This window comes from Bradyrhizobium sp. LLZ17 (assembly GCF_041200145.1).
GTDB lineage: Bacteria > Pseudomonadota > Alphaproteobacteria > Rhizobiales > Xanthobacteraceae > Bradyrhizobium.
Genome location: NZ_CP165734.1, coordinates 2,606,656 through 2,622,169, shown reverse-complemented (window position 1 = coordinate 2,622,169; position 15,514 = coordinate 2,606,656). Strand labels below are relative to the sequence as shown.

15 protein-coding genes are annotated in these 15,514 nt (G+C 64.3%); 6 read left to right on the top strand and 9 right to left on the bottom strand.

The window, feature by feature from the left end; all coding sequences use genetic code 11:
* The first annotated feature begins 21 nt into the window (after nucleotides 1-21).
* The gene (locus AB8Z38_RS12925) at nucleotides 22-972 is read left to right on the top strand and encodes an oxygenase MpaB family protein (RefSeq protein WP_369725540.1); all 951 of its coding nucleotides are present in this window, start codon (nucleotides 22-24) and stop codon (nucleotides 970-972) included.
* 146 nt (nucleotides 973-1,118) lie between these two features.
* On the opposite strand, the gene glgA is transcribed toward AB8Z38_RS12925, so the two are convergent.
* Nucleotides 1,119-2,534, bottom strand: coding sequence for a glycogen synthase GlgA (glgA, locus tag AB8Z38_RS12920; RefSeq protein WP_369725539.1), 1,416 nt, complete (start codon nucleotides 2,532-2,534; stop codon nucleotides 1,119-1,121).
* 210 nt (nucleotides 2,535-2,744) lie between these two features.
* Here glgA and AB8Z38_RS12915 point away from each other — a divergent pair, with 210 nt between their 5' ends.
* The 3 genes from AB8Z38_RS12915 (at nucleotide 2,745) to AB8Z38_RS12905 (ending at nucleotide 6,350) form a co-directional block, all read left to right on the top strand.
* Nucleotides 2,745-3,941: a CaiB/BaiF CoA transferase family protein gene (locus AB8Z38_RS12915; protein WP_369725538.1), complete on the top strand. Its 1,197-nt coding sequence runs from the start codon at nucleotides 2,745-2,747 to the stop codon at nucleotides 3,939-3,941.
* Between the two features lie 150 nt (nucleotides 3,942-4,091).
* The gene (locus AB8Z38_RS12910; protein ID WP_369725537.1) at nucleotides 4,092-5,159 is read left to right on the top strand and encodes an alcohol dehydrogenase; all 1,068 of its coding nucleotides are present in this window, start codon (nucleotides 4,092-4,094) and stop codon (nucleotides 5,157-5,159) included.
* Nucleotides 5,160-5,270: 111 nt separating this feature from the next.
* Nucleotides 5,271-6,350, top strand: a complete 1,080-nt coding sequence (locus AB8Z38_RS12905) for an isocitrate/isopropylmalate dehydrogenase family protein (protein ID WP_369725536.1) — start codon at nucleotides 5,271-5,273, stop codon at nucleotides 6,348-6,350.
* A gap of 40 nt (nucleotides 6,351-6,390) precedes the next feature.
* On the opposite strand, the gene AB8Z38_RS12900 is transcribed toward AB8Z38_RS12905, so the two are convergent.
* The 6 genes from AB8Z38_RS12900 to AB8Z38_RS12875 form a co-directional block, all read right to left on the bottom strand.
* A complete protein-coding gene (locus AB8Z38_RS12900; RefSeq protein ID WP_369725535.1) occupies nucleotides 6,391-6,672 on the bottom strand; it encodes a hypothetical protein in 282 nt (93 codons plus the stop codon).
* 108 nt (nucleotides 6,673-6,780) lie between these two features.
* Nucleotides 6,781-7,602 (bottom strand): enoyl-CoA hydratase, encoded by an 822-nt coding sequence (locus tag AB8Z38_RS12895; RefSeq protein WP_369725534.1) that lies wholly within the window; start codon nucleotides 7,600-7,602, stop codon nucleotides 6,781-6,783.
* 111 nt (nucleotides 7,603-7,713) lie between these two features.
* Nucleotides 7,714-7,995 carry a hypothetical protein gene (locus AB8Z38_RS12890; RefSeq protein WP_369725533.1) on the bottom strand — a complete coding sequence of 94 codons (282 nt, stop codon included), beginning with the start codon at nucleotides 7,993-7,995 and terminating at the stop codon, nucleotides 7,714-7,716.
* Entirely contained in the window at nucleotides 7,968-9,056 is a 1,089-nt protein-coding gene (locus tag AB8Z38_RS12885) for a L,D-transpeptidase family protein (protein WP_369725532.1), read from the bottom strand. The genes AB8Z38_RS12890 and AB8Z38_RS12885 overlap by 28 nt, the downstream gene beginning before the upstream one ends.
* Nucleotides 9,057-9,440: 384 nt before the next feature.
* A complete protein-coding gene (locus AB8Z38_RS12880) occupies nucleotides 9,441-9,812 on the bottom strand; it encodes a helix-turn-helix domain-containing protein (RefSeq protein WP_045008888.1) in 372 nt (123 codons plus the stop codon).
* A 29-nt stretch (nucleotides 9,813-9,841) separates the two neighbouring features.
* Entirely contained in the window at nucleotides 9,842-10,891 is a 1,050-nt protein-coding gene (locus AB8Z38_RS12875; protein ID WP_369725531.1) for a LysR family transcriptional regulator, read from the bottom strand.
* A 548-nt stretch (nucleotides 10,892-11,439) separates the two neighbouring features.
* On the opposite strand from AB8Z38_RS12875, the gene AB8Z38_RS12870 reads away from it, so the two are divergent.
* Together AB8Z38_RS12870 and AB8Z38_RS12865 are read left to right on the top strand one after the other, a co-directional pair.
* Entirely contained in the window at nucleotides 11,440-11,706 is a 267-nt protein-coding gene (locus AB8Z38_RS12870) for a hypothetical protein (RefSeq protein ID WP_369725530.1), read from the top strand.
* A 207-nt stretch (nucleotides 11,707-11,913) separates the two neighbouring features.
* Nucleotides 11,914-12,645, top strand: a complete 732-nt coding sequence (locus tag AB8Z38_RS12865) for a cytochrome c biogenesis CcdA family protein (RefSeq protein WP_369725529.1) — start codon at nucleotides 11,914-11,916, stop codon at nucleotides 12,643-12,645.
* On the opposite strand, the gene AB8Z38_RS12860 is transcribed toward AB8Z38_RS12865, so the two are convergent.
* Both AB8Z38_RS12860 and AB8Z38_RS12855 read right to left on the bottom strand, forming a co-directional pair.
* A complete protein-coding gene (locus tag AB8Z38_RS12860; RefSeq protein WP_369725528.1) occupies nucleotides 12,642-13,775 on the bottom strand; it encodes a mandelate racemase/muconate lactonizing enzyme family protein in 1,134 nt (377 codons plus the stop codon). The two genes, AB8Z38_RS12865 and AB8Z38_RS12860, sit on opposite strands and share 4 nt — an antisense overlap.
* 20 nt (nucleotides 13,776-13,795) lie before the next feature.
* Nucleotides 13,796-15,304, bottom strand: coding sequence for a sensor histidine kinase (locus tag AB8Z38_RS12855; protein ID WP_369725527.1), 1,509 nt, complete (start codon nucleotides 15,302-15,304; stop codon nucleotides 13,796-13,798).
* Nucleotides 15,305-15,514 lie beyond the last annotated feature (210 nt).

Below are 15,514 nucleotides of genomic sequence, written 5' to 3'. Positions count from 1 at the left end.
GCAGTCGAAAGGTCTCGCAAAGTGGTGTCCGAGAAAGATCTGGAATCTGCCCTCGATCGGGTCCGGGCTGACGCGGCGGGACCAGTCCCGGGCGTATTCGGCCCGTCCTCGGTGACCTGGCAGATCGATCGGGAGGCGGTCGTCTTTCTTGGCGCCGGCCGCGCGCTGCTGCTGCAACTGGCCCATCCCTGGGTGGCCGCGGCCATTGCTGAGCATTCGCGGACCTTGGCCGATCCGATCGGCCGCTTCCACCGCACCTTCGACATCGTCTTTGCGATGGTGTTCGGCTCGCTCGACCGCGCGCTGCTGTCATCCCGGCAATTGCATCGGCGTCATACGATGATCGTCGGAACGATGCCCGTGACGGTCGGTCCGTTCGCGGCCGGCTCGCGCTACTGCGCCAACGATATCCCGTCGCTGCGCTGGGTTCATGCGACGCTGGTCGAGACCGCGCTCATGGCCCATGACCTGGTCCTGCCGCCGCTCTCGGTGGACGAGCGCGAGCGCTACTGGGCCGAGAGCAAGCAGTTCGGCGCCTTGTTCGGATTGACGGCCGATGACCTGCCGGCGGACTGGGCCGGCTTCGCCGCCTACACCGCGGCGATGGTGCAGTCGGAGACGTTGACCGTCAGCGCGGCCGCACGCGAAATCGCCACGCAAATTCTTGGCGGCGCGCGTCCGTGGCTGCGGCCACCGCGATGGTATCGCGCGCTCACGGCGAGCCTGCTGCCGGAGCGGCTGCGTGCGGGCTTCGGACTTGAACTGGACGAGCGCGAGACGATGTCCGCCGACAACGCGCTGAGATGGATCCGGCGGGTGTATCCGAAATTGCCCGATCGGCTGCGCTATGTCGGTCCCTACCAGGAAGCACAGGCGCGGCTGCGAGGCGAGCCGCAACCTGACTGGATGACGCGTTGTCTCAACAGGGCGTGGATAGGACGGCCGCAGATGGATCAGCGCGGCAGAGATTGAAGTACACCGTCATTGCGAGGAGCTCGCGACAAAACTGCGAAGCAGTTTTGCGCTGATGCGACGAAGCAATCCAGACTGCCTCCGCGGAGACAGCCTGGATTGCTTCGCTCCGCTCGCAATGACGGAGTATGAAGCGGCGTTGCGGCTCACACCGCGGCCAGCTTCCGATACAGCGCGTTGTAGGTGCCGGCCGAGATGCTCCAGGAGAACGAACGTCCCATGGCGCTGCGGCGCATGGAGTCGAGCTGGTCCTGTGCCATGAAAGCCTCGAAGGCACGGCGGACGCCGCCGAGGAAAGATCCGTGCGAGGGTCTCGAGAACAGGAAGCCGGTCTCGCCATCGCTGATGGTCTCGGCGAGGCCGCCGGTCTGGTGACCGATCGGCAACGAGCCGAAGCGCTGGGCGTACATCTGGCTCAATCCGCATGGCTCGAATCGCGACGGCATCAGGGTGAAATCGCTGCCGGCGAAGATGCGTCGGGCCTGAGCGTCGTTGAAGCCGATGGTCACGCCGATCGAATCGGGGCGGCGGCGATGGGCGTCGATCAGGGCCTGCTCAAGCGCCGGCTCGCCTGAGCCGGTGACCACGATCTGCCCGCCGGCATCGACGATCTCGTCGGCTGCCGACAGCACGAGGTCGATGCCCTTCTGGTGCACGAGCCGCGCGACGATGCCGAACATCGGTCCGCGCGACACCGCGAGCCCGAACTGCTTGCGCACATAGTCCGCATTGGCCTTCTTGCCGACCCAGTCGCCGGCGCCGAATTGCTGAGCAAGCTGGGCGCAGGAGCGCGGGTCCCAGCTCTCGTCGATGCCGTTGAGGATGCCGGTGAGCTCGGCCGCGTCGGAGCGCAGCCGCAATAGGCCCTCCATGCCGCAGCCGAACTCGGGCGTGGTGATCTCGTGCGCATAGGTGCCGCTGACGGTCGTCAGGTGGGACGCATAGACCAATCCCGCCTTCAGGAACGATACCTTGTCGTAGAACTCGACACCGTCGATGTGGAAGGAGCTTTCCGGTGCGCCGATCCGCCGCAGCGAGTCCTTCGAGAACAGGCCCTGATAGGCGAGGTTATGGATGGTCAGGATCGACGGCAGCTTGCTGCCGCGCCAGGCGAGGTAGGCCGGCACGAGCGAGGCCTGCCAGTCGTTGGCATGGATCAGGTCTGCTGCCCAATTCTTGTCCAGATTGCCCGTGGCCAGCTCAGCGGCGGCCGAGGCGAAGCGCGCAAAACGGATGTCGTTGTCCGGCCAGTCGCGCCCGGACTCGTCGCCATAGGGATTGCCGGGCCGGTCGTAGAGCTGCGAGCACAACAGCACATAGACCGGCAAGCCGTCCTTGGTGGCGGCCCGGCCGAGAGAGCACGCCGGCATCTCGGCAAATGCCGGGCAGCGGCCAACGACCTGAATATGCGTGAGTTGCTCGATGATGTCGCGATAACCGGGAAGCATGATCCGGATATCGGCGAAGGGGCGAAGGGCTCTGGGGAGGGCGGCAGAAACGGCGCCAAGTCCGCCGACGCGGACGAAATCGTCCATCTCTGTCGTAACAAACAAGACCCTCAAGGATGCCCGCCCTCTGCCGGAGCCCGATTGCTGCTATGCAAGAACGGGTCCAGTTGCCCTGAAATTTTCAAGCCCGCCCACGCGGCGCGTCCGCTCGGTAAAGACTTTCCTACTCAGCTGCCGCGCTCTAGGGTCGATGCTCCAACAACAAAGAACATCGATTGTTCCTAAGCGGCCCAAAGACGTAAGCGAGCGAGGACGTCAGCGAGTATGCAGCTATCAGATAAGCATGAGGGGACGACGACAAAGGCCTTCGCAGGCCTAAGGGTCCTGGATTTCTCGACCACCATCGCCGGTCCCCACTGCGCGCGGATGCTTGCCGACATGGGCGCCGAGGTCATCAAGATCGAGACCGACGGCGGCGAGACCATGCGGACCCGGCCGCCGTTGCGCAAGGGCTGCAGCACCGTGTTCGGCCAGCTCAACGTCGGCAAGAAGAGCGTCGTGCTCGACCTCAAATCCGAGGACGGCAAGGAGGCGGTCCGCCGGCTGGTCGCGACCGCGGACATTCTCGTCGAGAACTTCCGTCCCGGCGTGATGCGCCGGCTGCGGCTCGACTATGACAGCCTGCGCCCGATCAACCCAAGGCTGATCTATTGCTCGATTTCCGGCTATGGACAGACCGGCCCGTCGGCCGAACTGCCGGCCTATGCGCCCGTGATCCACGCCGCTTCCGGCTACGACATGGCGCATCTCGCCTACCAGCCCGGCCGCGACCGTCCCGACTATTGCGGCATCTATCATGCCGACGTCGTCACCGGCACCTACGGTTTCGGCGCGATCGCCTCGGCGCTCTATCAGCGTACGGCGACCGGCTTCGGTCAGCATATCGACGTCTCCATGCTGGAATCGATGCTGACCTTGACGCTGACGGAGTTGCAGAGCTCGCAATTCGCGGTGAAAGCACCGCCGCGTCCGATGTTCGGGCCGACCGAGACGGCCAACGGCTACGTCATGATCACTGTCGCGAGCGAGAAGACGTTCCAGGGATTGATGAGCGTGATCGGCCGCCCCGAATGGATCTCCGACCCGCGCTTCTCGATCTATGCTGTGCGCCGCGACAACTGGGGCGATGTGATGGACGGTGTCGAGGCCTGGTCGCGGCAGCTCACGACCGATGCGTGTCTTGTTGCGCTTGGCGCCGCCGGCGTGCCGGCCTCGGCCTACCGCACCGTGTCCGAGGCGCTGGCCGATCCGCAGCTCGCGCATCGCCGGGCGCTCTCCGAGGTGAAGGACGAGGGCGGCTCGTTCCAGGTGCTCAATCTGCCGTTCCGGATGTCCGGCGCCGACACCACGCCACGCGAGAGAATGGCCGTGCTCGGCGAGCACACGCGCGAATTGTGCGACGAGGTCGGCCTTGCTGACAACGCGCCAATTCCGTCAGGCAAAACGGTCGCGCAGGGTTGAAGGGCGGCCTAGTTCCGGCAAGCAATGCGGCCTTGCGCGCGGTCGGCTTGCCATCATCCATCCGCGTCAACTAGACAGGTCCGGGTTTGTCTCGCCCTAGCCCCCGTGGCAAGGTAGCGCGACAACAAGAAACATGCCGGGAGCACGCCGATGAAGAGTTTCAAGGTCGCCGATTTCAAGGCGCCGCTCAAGGAGTTCGACGAGGCCACGCCGCAGCCGTCGGGCACGCAGGTGCTGATCAAGGTCAAGGCGGCCGGTGTCTGCCACAGCGACCTCCACATCTGGGAAGGCGGCTACGATCTCGGCCACGGCCGCAAGCCGCTGTCGCTGAAGGACCGCGGCATCAATCTGCCGCTGACGATGGGGCACGAGACCGTCGGTGAAGTCCTGGCGTTCGGATCCGATGTGAAGCCGTCGGATCAGGCCGATCTCGAGCTCGGTGATGTCGGCCTGGTCTATCCCTGGATCGGCTGCGGCAAATGCGCTGTTTGTCTTGCCGGCGACGAGAACATGTGCGCGACGCCCCGCTCGCTCGGCGTCTATTGCGACGGCGGCTATGCCGACCACATGCTGGTGCCGCATCCGCGCTATCTGCTCAATCTCAGGGGGCTCGATCCCGCAACGACTGCGCCCTACGCCTGCTCGGGCGTCACCACCTACAGCGCGCTGAAGAAGGTCGAGCAGTATTTCGACAGTCCGATCGTGATGTTCGGTGCCGGCGGCCTCGGCCTGATGGCGCTGTCGCTGTTGAAGGCGATGGGTGGCAAGGGCGCGATCATGCTCGACATCGACGCGAAGAAGCGCGAGGCGGCGGAAAAGGCCGGCGCGCTCGCGACCATCGACCCCAAGGCACCGGATGCGCTGGAGCAGCTTGCCAGCAAGGCTGGCGGGCCGATCCGCGCCGTCGTCGACCTCGTCGGCAATGCCGCGACCACGCAACTCGGGTTCGATTGCCTGGCCAAGGGCGGCAAGCTCGTCATCGTCGGCCTGTTCGGCGGCGGTGCGACCTGGGCACTGCCGCTGATTCCGATCAAGGCGGTGACGATCCAGGGCAGCTATGTCGGCAACTTGCGTGAGACGCAGGAACTGCTCGATCTCGTCCGCACCAAGAAGGTGCCGCCGATCCCGGTGACGCGGCAGCCGCTCAACAAGGCCAACGACGCGCTGGTGCAATTACAGCAGGGTGCCGTGGTCGGCCGCACCGTGCTGACGCCGTAACTGAGTTGGTCATTCCGGGGCGGTCCAGAGGACCGAACCCGGAATCTCGAGATTCCCGGTTCGGTCCTTCGAACCGCCCCGGAATGACGCATCCTTCCTTCAGGAATCCCCATGTCCGCAAACAACGCCTTCCACATTGCCGTGCTCGCCGGTGACGGCATCGGTCCCGAGGTCATGGCGCCGGCGATCGAGGTGTTGCGCAAGATCGAGGCGAAGTCGGACTTGCGTTTCCGCTTCACCGAGGCGCCGGCCGGCGCCAACAATTACCTCGCCACCGGCAAGTCGATTGCGGACTCGACGCTCAGGCTGTGCGAGGAGGCAGATGCGATCCTGCTGGGCGCCTGCGGCCTGCCCTCGGTGCGCTATCCCGACAACACGGAGATCGCGCCGCAGATCGAGCTGCGCTTCATCTTCGATCTCTATGCCGGCGTGCGGCCGGCGCGTCTCATTCCGGGCGTGCCGAGCCCGATCGTCGGCGCTGAGAAGCGCGGCATCGATCTCGTCGTGATCCGCGAATCCACCGAAGGCCTGTTCGCATCGATGGGCAAGGGCGTCGTCACCCATGAGGACGCGCGCGAGACGATGGTGATCACGCGGAAGACCTCCGAGCGCCTGTTCGAGTTCTCGTTTCGCCTGGCCGAGCGGCGCAAGGCACGCGGCAAGCCAGGCTCGCTCGCCTGCGTCGACAAGGCGAACGTGTTCAAGGCTTTTGCGTTTTTTCGCGGTATCTTCGACGAGATCGCGAAAAATCATCCCGAAGTGAAGACCGATCGCCTCTATGTCGACGCCTGCTCGGCGATGCTGGTCAAGCGCCCCTGGGATTTCGACGTGATGGTGATGGAGAACATGTTCGGCGACATCGTCTCCGACATCACCGCGAGCCTGATCGGCGGGCTCGGCATGGCGCCTTCGGCCGACATCGGCGACAGGCACGCCGTGTTCCAGCCGTGCCACGGCACCGCGCCCGACATCATGGGGCAGGGCAAGGCCAACCCCACCGGCATGATCCTGTCGGCGGCGATGATGCTCGACTGGCTCGCCGACAAGCACGCCATCGAGGGCGCGGCCCAGGCATGCGAGAGGATCGAGCGCGCCGTGGATCAGATCTATGCCGGCGGCATCAGGCCGATGGAGTTCGGCGGCAGCGACGGTACGGCTGATATTACGAGAGCGGTGCTGGAGGCGCTTTAATCAAAGCGTCAGAAAAAGGGGCCTTGCGGCCCCTTCCGATTCACCAGCGGCGCCAGTGGCGATGACGCCAGCCCCACGGACGCGGACCGAAGAACGGTCGCGGGCCCGCATAAAAGCCGTAAGCGCCGTAGAAATTCGGGCGCCACCAGCAGCGGCCCCAGGGATTGCAGACCCAGCGGACCTGATCGACATTCGCGGCCGGCCCGCTTGCGATCTGACCCGCCTGCGGGATGCCGTTCGGCATCGCTGCGAGCGCCTGTCCGGAAGCGAGCGCCACACCACCCAGCGCAGCAAGACCAAGCACAGCAAACTTTGCTTTCATTGCTATCTCCCTCATCATTGATGGCGGGAGAACCGACCAGAAATCAGTTGGTTGCTACGGCGGCGTGGAGGCGCGAGGAATTTAATCTTCCTGAACGCCGGTTCAGCTTCAGCGCCCCCGGAATTGCGGCTTGCGCTTCTCCATGAAGGCCTGCCGGCCCTCGCGGAAATCCGCGCTGTCCATGCAGGCGGTGCCGATCGCCTTGATCGCATCCATGTCGCGTCCGCTTTCGTCCTTCAGCACCTGCGCGATGGTGATTTTGGCGGCCCTGATCGCGAGCGGCGCGTTCTGCGAGATCGTCTCGGCGATCGCCATGGCCTCGCCCCAGAGCTGATCGTCGGGGATGACGCGCTCGACGAGGCCAATGCGCAGCGCCTCAGTGGAATCGATGCGCATGCCGGTGTACATCAGCAGCCGCGCCCAGGAGGGTCCGACCAGCGACACCAGGTGCTTCAACCCGTCATAGCCATAGGCGATGCCGAGCCTCGCTGCGGGAATGCCGAACTGGCTGTCATGCGCGGCGATGCGGATGTCGGTGAGCATGGCGACCTGCATGCCGCCGCCGAGGCAAAAGCCCTGGATGCAGGCGATCGTCGGCTTGGGGTAGTCGGCGAGCAGCGCGCGCTGCGCGGCGCTGCGCTTGGCGTATTGTTCGGACGCAGCGGCGTTGTGGCGGGTCTGCTCGAACTGGCTGATGTCGGCGCCTGACACGAACGCCTTGCCGCCGGCGCCGCGCAGGATGACGACGCGCACGGCATCGTCGTCGCGCAGGCTGGTCAGGGCCTCGCCAAATCCCTCCCACATCTCCAGCGACATCGCGTTGCGCTTGTCGGGATTGTTGAAGGTGACCACGCCGACGCCGTCGGCTGCGTGCTTGAGGATCTTGCCGTCGGCATAGGAGGTCTCGGTGGTGTTGACGTTGTCCGGCATCGCGCGCTCGCTGGTCGTTGGCAAGGGGCAATGTGCGGCCGAGACGAGGCCGCGGTCAACCGCGGTGAGGGGCTTGCATCCGCCTGTGCCGCGATTGCATGACGGTCGCGCCTACTGCGCCATGTGCGCGGTCAGCGGATGGTTGCCGGCATTGCTGAAGAATGCCGCCTCTTCGGCCGTGGCCTCCAGCAATTGTTCGTCCTGGTTATAGACGTCGTTGCGGAACTGGATGGTCTGGTCCCTGGTCATCCACGCGGTGAGATAGATCCAGGCCACCGGCACTTTCTTCGCCATGGGAACTTCCAGATGCTGCCCGGTGGCAATTTCGCCGTCGATCGCGGCGCGGGTCCATTTCGGCTGGTCCTTCAGCAGCCAGGCGGCGAGATCGCGCACATTGTCGACGCGCGAGCAGCCGTGGAATCGAAGCGGTAGTCGTCGCTGAACAGATTGTGCTGGTTGGTGTCGTGCATGTAGACCGAGTAGGAATTCGGCATGTCGATCTTGACCGCGCCAAGCGCATTGAAGGTGCCGTTCTGCTGGCGCACGGTGAAGTTCGGCGTGTGCGTGCCGGACCAGTCGACCGAATGCGGATCGATCGGATTGTCGTGGCCGTCGAGCACCTCCATGTGCATGCGCGACAGGTAGGTCGGGTCCTTGCGCATATGCGCGGAGATTTCGGTCTTGGCTATCGAGGACGGCACGGTCCAGGTCGGATTGAGGATAACGCTGGTGATCTGCGCCGTCAGCGTCGGCGACGGCTTTTCGGTCTTGCCGACGATGACGCGATAGCGCCGCACCACCACGTCGTTCTCGATGGCTTCGGCAAAGGCCGCGGGGATGTTGACGACGACATAGCGCTGGCCGAACCCAAAATTCGTGTTCTCGAGCCGCTCGAGCGAAGCCTCCAACTGGCGGATGCGTTTCTGCACCGGCACGTTCATCGCGGCCAGCGTGCGGGGCGTCATCATGCCGGTGGGCGCAAGGCCGTGGCGGGCCTGGAAGCGTTTCACCGCCTCAGCGAGGTCCTGGTCGAAAGCACCGCTCGCCCTGTCGGCGGCGAGATCGCCGGAGAGAATCAGCCGCTTGCGCAGCAAATCGTCGTTGGCGCCCTGGATGCCGAGCGTGAATTTGGCGTCCGCCGGGATCGCGGGCCAGCCGCCGCGGACTGCGAGATCGGAATAGCTTAGCGCAGCGTCCTTGATCCGCTGGGCGGTGCCTTCGTCATAGGTCGGCTCGCGCGTCAAGGCGAGGGCCGCGGCCGTGCGGCTCTCCGCCGTCGAAGCTGGCGCCGTGACGGCGGCTTTCGGCGCGGCAGCGTGAGCCGGATTGGCGGCCGCTGGCACGGTGCCGGCCGCCGGCTTGGGGCCAGCCTGGCCAAGGGTCTCGGTTTGCGCAAACGCCGAGGCGCTGGCAAACAGGCCCATGGCAATGATCACGGCATGGCGCTTCGACATGCGTCTGGTCTTCCCCATGAAGACGAGGCCCGGGCGGGCGCTCGTTCGATTGTCCCGGCCGCCATACAGCAATCGGCTGACGCGCGCTCCGATTCGCGACAAGTCGCGGGAAGCTAGGGCATCAGGGTTGCGTTCCGATTAAGCACGGCGCGTCACCGAGCGCCTGCGCTCGAGGCAAGCGCTCTCGATTAGGTCGCGGCAAAGCTGAGATGGGTTCGCGAAAACCGCGACGAATGACGGGCAAACGCCCAGAAAAACGGGCGGTCAAGCCGCCCTAGAAGCAGGCCACGCGCGGAGAGCGCGCGCCAAGGTCTCGTTCAATCCGGCCGCGCCCCCGCGACGCGGCGGATTGAACATCGCCTGAAAGGCCAGACGTTGGGTCGATCAGGCCTCGTTCGCCGCGATCGACTCCATCAGCGAGACGAGCTGACGCTGCACTGTCTGGTCCTTGATCTTGCTGTAGGCACGCAGCAGCCGGAGGCTGAAGGCGCTGTCGAGGAAGAGCAGGCTTTCGACTTCGCGCGCCTTGTTGTCGCCGTCATAGAAGAAGGTCACGGGCACATCGAGGGCGGTGGCGATCTGCTGAAGCCGAGCCGCGCCGACGCGATTGACGCCCTTCTCGTATTTCTGGACCTGCTGGAAACTGACGCCGAGCTTGTCGCCAAGCTCAGCCTGCGAGATCTTCATCTCGACCCGCCGCAGACGGATCCGTTTGCCGAGCTCAATGTCCGGCTTGCCGGCACTGCGCTGCTTCATTCTTTTCGCCGCTGTTTTCATGCTTGTTCTCACCGTTGTTCTTCGGTTGAAAATCCCCCGAAGAGCTGGGTCAGGGGTTCGCCCATATACGAGTCCTTGAATTCATGCGGGTGCACGAACTCTTCCTTAAACCACGGGAATCGCGCCGGATTGAAAGCTTCGATCAGCCAGTCAATCATGTGCCGCACTCTCGGAATCCGGCCGCTACCGGGATGGTAGGACAGCCAGATATCCAGCGGTCTGTTCAGCTCGACCTCCAGTGGAATCAACTTCCCGCCAAGCGCAATGGCGTAGCTCGGGAATACGCCGATTCCGGCGCCATTCGCGACCGCCCAGTAATTGGCGCTTGAGACGTTGGTCTTCATGACCAGAAGGTCACGTTCCGGAACGCCCGGGAAGAAGCTCTCGAAGGTTTCCTTGGCGGCGAGCTGGTCGGCGAATTGCAGCACCAGGCGGTGCTTGATCAATTCGACGGCCGAGCGCGGCGCGCCGTGTTTCTCAAGGTACTTTTCCGACGCCCAGAACATCAGGTGCATGCGGCCGAGCCGCACCAGCTTGACGTCGAGCGCCGAAGGCCGCGACAGATGGATCGCGACGTCGGCCTCGTGGCGAGAGACGTCGGCGGAGCGCATCGCGCAATGCAGGTCGACCAGGATTTTGGGATAGGCCTGCTGGAATTCGACCAGGCGCGGGGCGAGCCAGAATGTCCCGAGGCCCTCGGTGACGGCGACGCGGACCTCGCCCGACAGGACGTTGGCCGTCGAATCGCTGGTGCGCAGCACATCGTAGGCGGCCGCTTCCATCCGTTCGACGGCGGAGACCACCAACGCGCCTTCATCGGTGAGATGGGTGCCGTGGACGTCGCGCGTGAACAGGGTGGTGCCGGTCTGGCGTTCGAAATCGTCGATGCGGCGGCGGACTGCATTGATCGACAGCGACAGGCGTTCGGCGGCCGAGCGGAAACTGCCGCAACGGACCACTTCCAGAAATATCCGAGCTGCGTCCCAATCCGAGAGGCCGCTGAGATTTGTGCTTGGGCGTTCCTCTAGGCGAACGCCCCTTTCCGCCAAGGAGTGCATACAAGTCCCTTCGAACCGTTAAACTGGCAGAATCCAGCGCAAACCACAACCACGGCGGGTTGAGGAACGCCGAGTTTTGAACGGCATCCTTACCGTGCTATAGTGGTATTTGAGTGTGCTTGGGGTGGGAATCGGGTGAGGTATCGCCCGGAAGAGAGGGGTACGCGTGCGTTCCGCTGCTGGCCTTGAAATGGCTGCCGGATTGCCGGGTCTATCTGGACCGGAGGGCAGCGCGCAAGATTTCGCCGGGTTTTGCGGAATAGATAAATCGCGTCGGCGCAGACGTATCGCCTTTGAGGGTTTGACCTCTTACGGCTTGGAGTCTTACGGCTGCGAGTCTTGCGGTTTCGCGTCTTGCGGTTTCGGCTCTTGCGGTTTCAACGTTCGTCGCTCACGCGCCGGGGCGATAGGAATCGCGGCTGCGATGCAGAAACAAATTGAAATGGTGTTCGAGGGCACGGAGTCCTCGTGCTATCCTTTGCTTCGCATGGGGCTCGAGGGGATCGTTGCCAGCACCTCTCGCAGGCCGAATTAACGGAAAGAAGCCGGTGTCGCATTCAGACGAACAATTGCAGTCGGTGCTCGAAACGCTCGAAGAGTGCCGCAGGGTTCTCAACGAGGGCAACAGCCGTGAGTCGGCTGAGCTGCTTTCGATCGTCATCCTCGACGTGCGGATGAAGCTCAAAGGAATTGACAGTGCCGACCTTCGGGCACTGTGCGACGAAATGTTGCGGAGCGCTTCCAGCGAACCGCAGCCTCCCTCCAAGCAGACGCAGGACCAGCCCCGGCGTCCGCTGCTCCGCGTGGTGAAGTAGCCGCACCGCCGAATCTCGTTTTTTGGCGAGATTCGTGCGCGTCCCGATGCCGCATCTGTGATCGCAGACGGCATTGGGAGGAGCCTTGGTTTGATGCGCCTCTGTTGCGCATTCTCCTGCATCGGTTACACCAGAGCCGGTTCGGCTCCGGCCCGGCAGGCATTCCCCGCGCCTAGCCACGGAGCCCGGGATGGCTCCGACTGCACCATGCAACATGTTTCGATTCCTGCGGCGCTGATTGCCGGCCTCGTCAGCTTCCTCTCGCCCTGCGTCCTCCCCCTGGTTCCGCCCTATTTGATCTATCTCACCGGCGCCACAATCGAGCATGTCGAGAGCGACGAGCCGGCTGCGGCTTCGAAGCGCGCGATCATGACGTCGGCGTTTCTGTTCGTGCTCGGTTTCTCCACGGTGTTCGTGGCGCTCGGCGCCAGCGCGTCGCTGGTGGGCGAGCTGATCCGGGCCTGGTCGGCGGAGCTGTCGATCCTCGCCGGCATCGTCATCATCATCATGGGCCTGCACTTCCTCGGGCTGACGCGGATCGGTCTGTTGATGCGTGAGGGCCGGCTGCCGATCCCGAAGCCGGTCGGGCTCTGGGGCGCCTATATCATGGGGCTCGCCTTTGCTTTCGGCTGGACCCCCTGCATCGGCCCGATCCTCGCCGCCATCCTCTCGATCGCGGCGGCGGAGGCGACGGTGACCAGGGGTGCGGGCCTGCTCGCGGTCTATTCCGCGGGCCTCGGCATTCCCTTCCTGGTCGCGGCGTTGATGATCGAGCAGTTCTCAACCCTCTTCGCGCGCATGAAGGGCCAGCTCGCCAATGTCGAGCGTGCCATGGGCGTGTTGATGGTGATTACCGGCATCGGCTTTCTCACCGGCTCGGTCTCGACTGTGAGCATCTGGCTGCTCGAGACCTTTCCGGCGTTACAGAAGATCGGTTAGTCACTCACCGCAAAGCGCGTCAGCGCCTCGCGGTCGATCTCGATCCCAAGCCCGGGGCCGTCGGGAACGCGCACCACGCCTTTTGCGTGCTCGATCGGCCGCGTCAGGATGGCCTGCCGGATCGGATGTTCGGTGCGGTCGAATTCAAGCATGGGCGCGATCGGCGCCAGCGAAGTCGGGGTGTGCGAGGGCAGCACGGCGAGGAGCTGAAGCGAGGCCGCGATCGCGATACCGGTGCCCCAGACATGCGGATTATAGCGGATGCCGAACGCCTCGCTCATGTCGGCGATTTTCTTGCACTCGCTCAAACCGCCGGCCGCGCAGGTATCGGGCTGAGCGACGTCGAGCGCATGCGACGCGAACAGGTCGCGGAAGCCGAAGCGTGTGAACTCGCACTCGCCGCCTGCGATTGGTATGGACAGCGCGGATCGCACCGCGTGATATCCCGCCACGTCCTCCGGCGGCACCGGCTCCTCGAACCATCCAATATCGTAGCGCTCGATCATCCGGCCGAGCCGGATCGCCGCAACCGCGTCATAGGCATGGTTCGCATCGACCATCAGCGCGACGTCCCCGATCGCCTCGCGTACGGCGCCCGTGACCGAGGCATCCTCCTCGATGCCGAAGCCGATCTTCAGCTTCACGGCGCGGAATCCCTCCGCGGCATAGGCTGCGGCTTCCTCCGGTAGATATTTCAGCGGGTCGCCTGACTTGCGCCGGTAAAGTCCGGTTGCGTAGGCCTGCACCTCGATGCGCGCCGCGCCACCAAGAAGTTGATGCACGGGGACACCAAAGTGTTTGCCCTTGATGTCCCACAGCGCGATGTCGATCCCGCTCAGCCCCTGGATCACGACGCCCTTCTGGCCGTGATCGCGCAGCCTTGCATAAATGGTCTGCCACAGCACGTCGGTTCGCAGCGGATCCTCGCCAATCAGCCATGACGCGATGCTCCGGACGACTGCGGCCGTCATCCGCGCCGGCCCGTAGCATTCGCCCCAGCCGGTCAGGCCGTCAGCGGTCTCGATCTCGACCAGCATCGCGGTGCGGGTGTCGTACCAGGCCCGCGAATAGGCAAAGGGCTGCGAAAGCTTCGCTTCGAGGACGTGCGCACGGACATTGGTGATCTTCATTGCTGCTTCCTTCAGTTAGCTCATCGCGTCTCGTCCAGCACGCACGTCACCGTGCAGACCACGCCGCGCGGCAGAAAGTCCACGGTCGCCTCGCCGCCGAGCTGATCGCGCGCGCTGCGCTCGATCAGGCGCGAGCCGAAACCGCGTTGCACCGGCGCTTTCACCGCAGGCCCGCCGATCTCGCTCCAGATCAGCCGCAGTCGCGGCTTCGGCGTGTCCGCGATGACTTCCCATTCCAGCGTGACCCGGCCGCTCTCGTTGGACAGCGCGCCGTATTTCGCGGCATTGGTGGCTATCTCATGCACGATCATCGACAGCACCACCGCAAGCCGCGGCGATAGCGGCACCGCAGGGCCGGCCATGCGGATGCGTTCCGGACCGGAGAGCAGGAAGGGCTGCAGCACACGCGTCACCACGTCCTTCAGCTCCGAGCCCTGCCACTTCTCCTGGCTGAGGAGATTATGCGCTTCGGCGAGCGCGCCGAGGCGCCCCTCGAACTTCGCCCGCTCGTCGCGGCTTGCGCTGCGGAAGGTCTGCACCGCGATCGCCTGCATCAGCGCCAGCGTGTTCTTGACGCGGTGGTTGAGCTCCTCGATCAGGAGATCATGCAGCATCTCGCCGCGCGCGATCGTGGTCGCCATCCTGACGGCAAAGGTCAGGCCGATCAGCAGCAGCACACCGCCGATCAGGCTGGTGATCGCGATGTTGCGCCAGAGCGGCGCGATCAACGAGCTTTCCGGGACGCCGGCGGCGACCGTCCATCCGGTCAGCCCCGATCGGGTGTAGGCGGCGGCGAGCGGGATGCCGTCGAGCGAGATCGACGAGAGGCTCGCCTCCGGTTTGCGGAACATCTCGTCATAGAGCGAGGATGACGCGCGCTTGCCGAATGTTTCACTGGAGTTCGGCACGCGCGCGAACACTGTGCCCTTGGCGTCGAGCAGGGACACAGTCCACTGCTGGTTGGGCCGCTGCTTCTCCAGCAGATCCTGAAAGATGCTGATTGGCGGGCCGAAGCAGAGGTCGTAGATCACTTCGCCATCGCGGAACACCGGAACTTCGACCGTGAGCACCTGCCGCCGGGTGAGCGCGCCGGTGAACAGGTCGGAATATTGCGGTGCCTTGGTCGCAAACATCTTCTCGATGATCTCGAGATTGGCGCGCCGCGGCAGGCTCGCGGTATCTTCCGCCTCAGACGAAAACAGGATCCGGCCGCGGCGGTCGGAGATCAGCACCAAACCGCCCTTGCCGTATTGATCGACGAAGCCGAGCGCAATGCGGCGGAAATTCATGAAGTCGTTGCTTTGGAGCGAATCCGTCAGCGCGAGGACCTGCAAACTGCCGGTCATCCGTTGCACCTCGGAATCCAGCACCAAGCGCATGCTGCGCACGCTTTCCAGCACGCGGCGGGTCGCGTCGTTGCGGTCCTGCTTGTAATTGTAGAGGGCGATGCCGACCGCGAACACGATCATCGGCAGCGTTGTTCCCGCCACCAGGAGAGCGAGCCGGACGGGCAGGGTGAGCTTTGACAAACGCGGACGTCCCGGTTCCAGCGCGGTGGCGCCGGATTATGATTTTCTCAAACCATAGGAGCAGGATTTGCGTTGCGCCACGAATTTTCACTCACGATTGTGGCTTCGGGACCAGAGCCGCAAACCGGATTTTGCAATGCAACGTGCAGCGCTCAGGTCATGCTGATGGCGGTCAGCACCAGGCAAACCGCGTAAAGCGGTTGCCAGAGC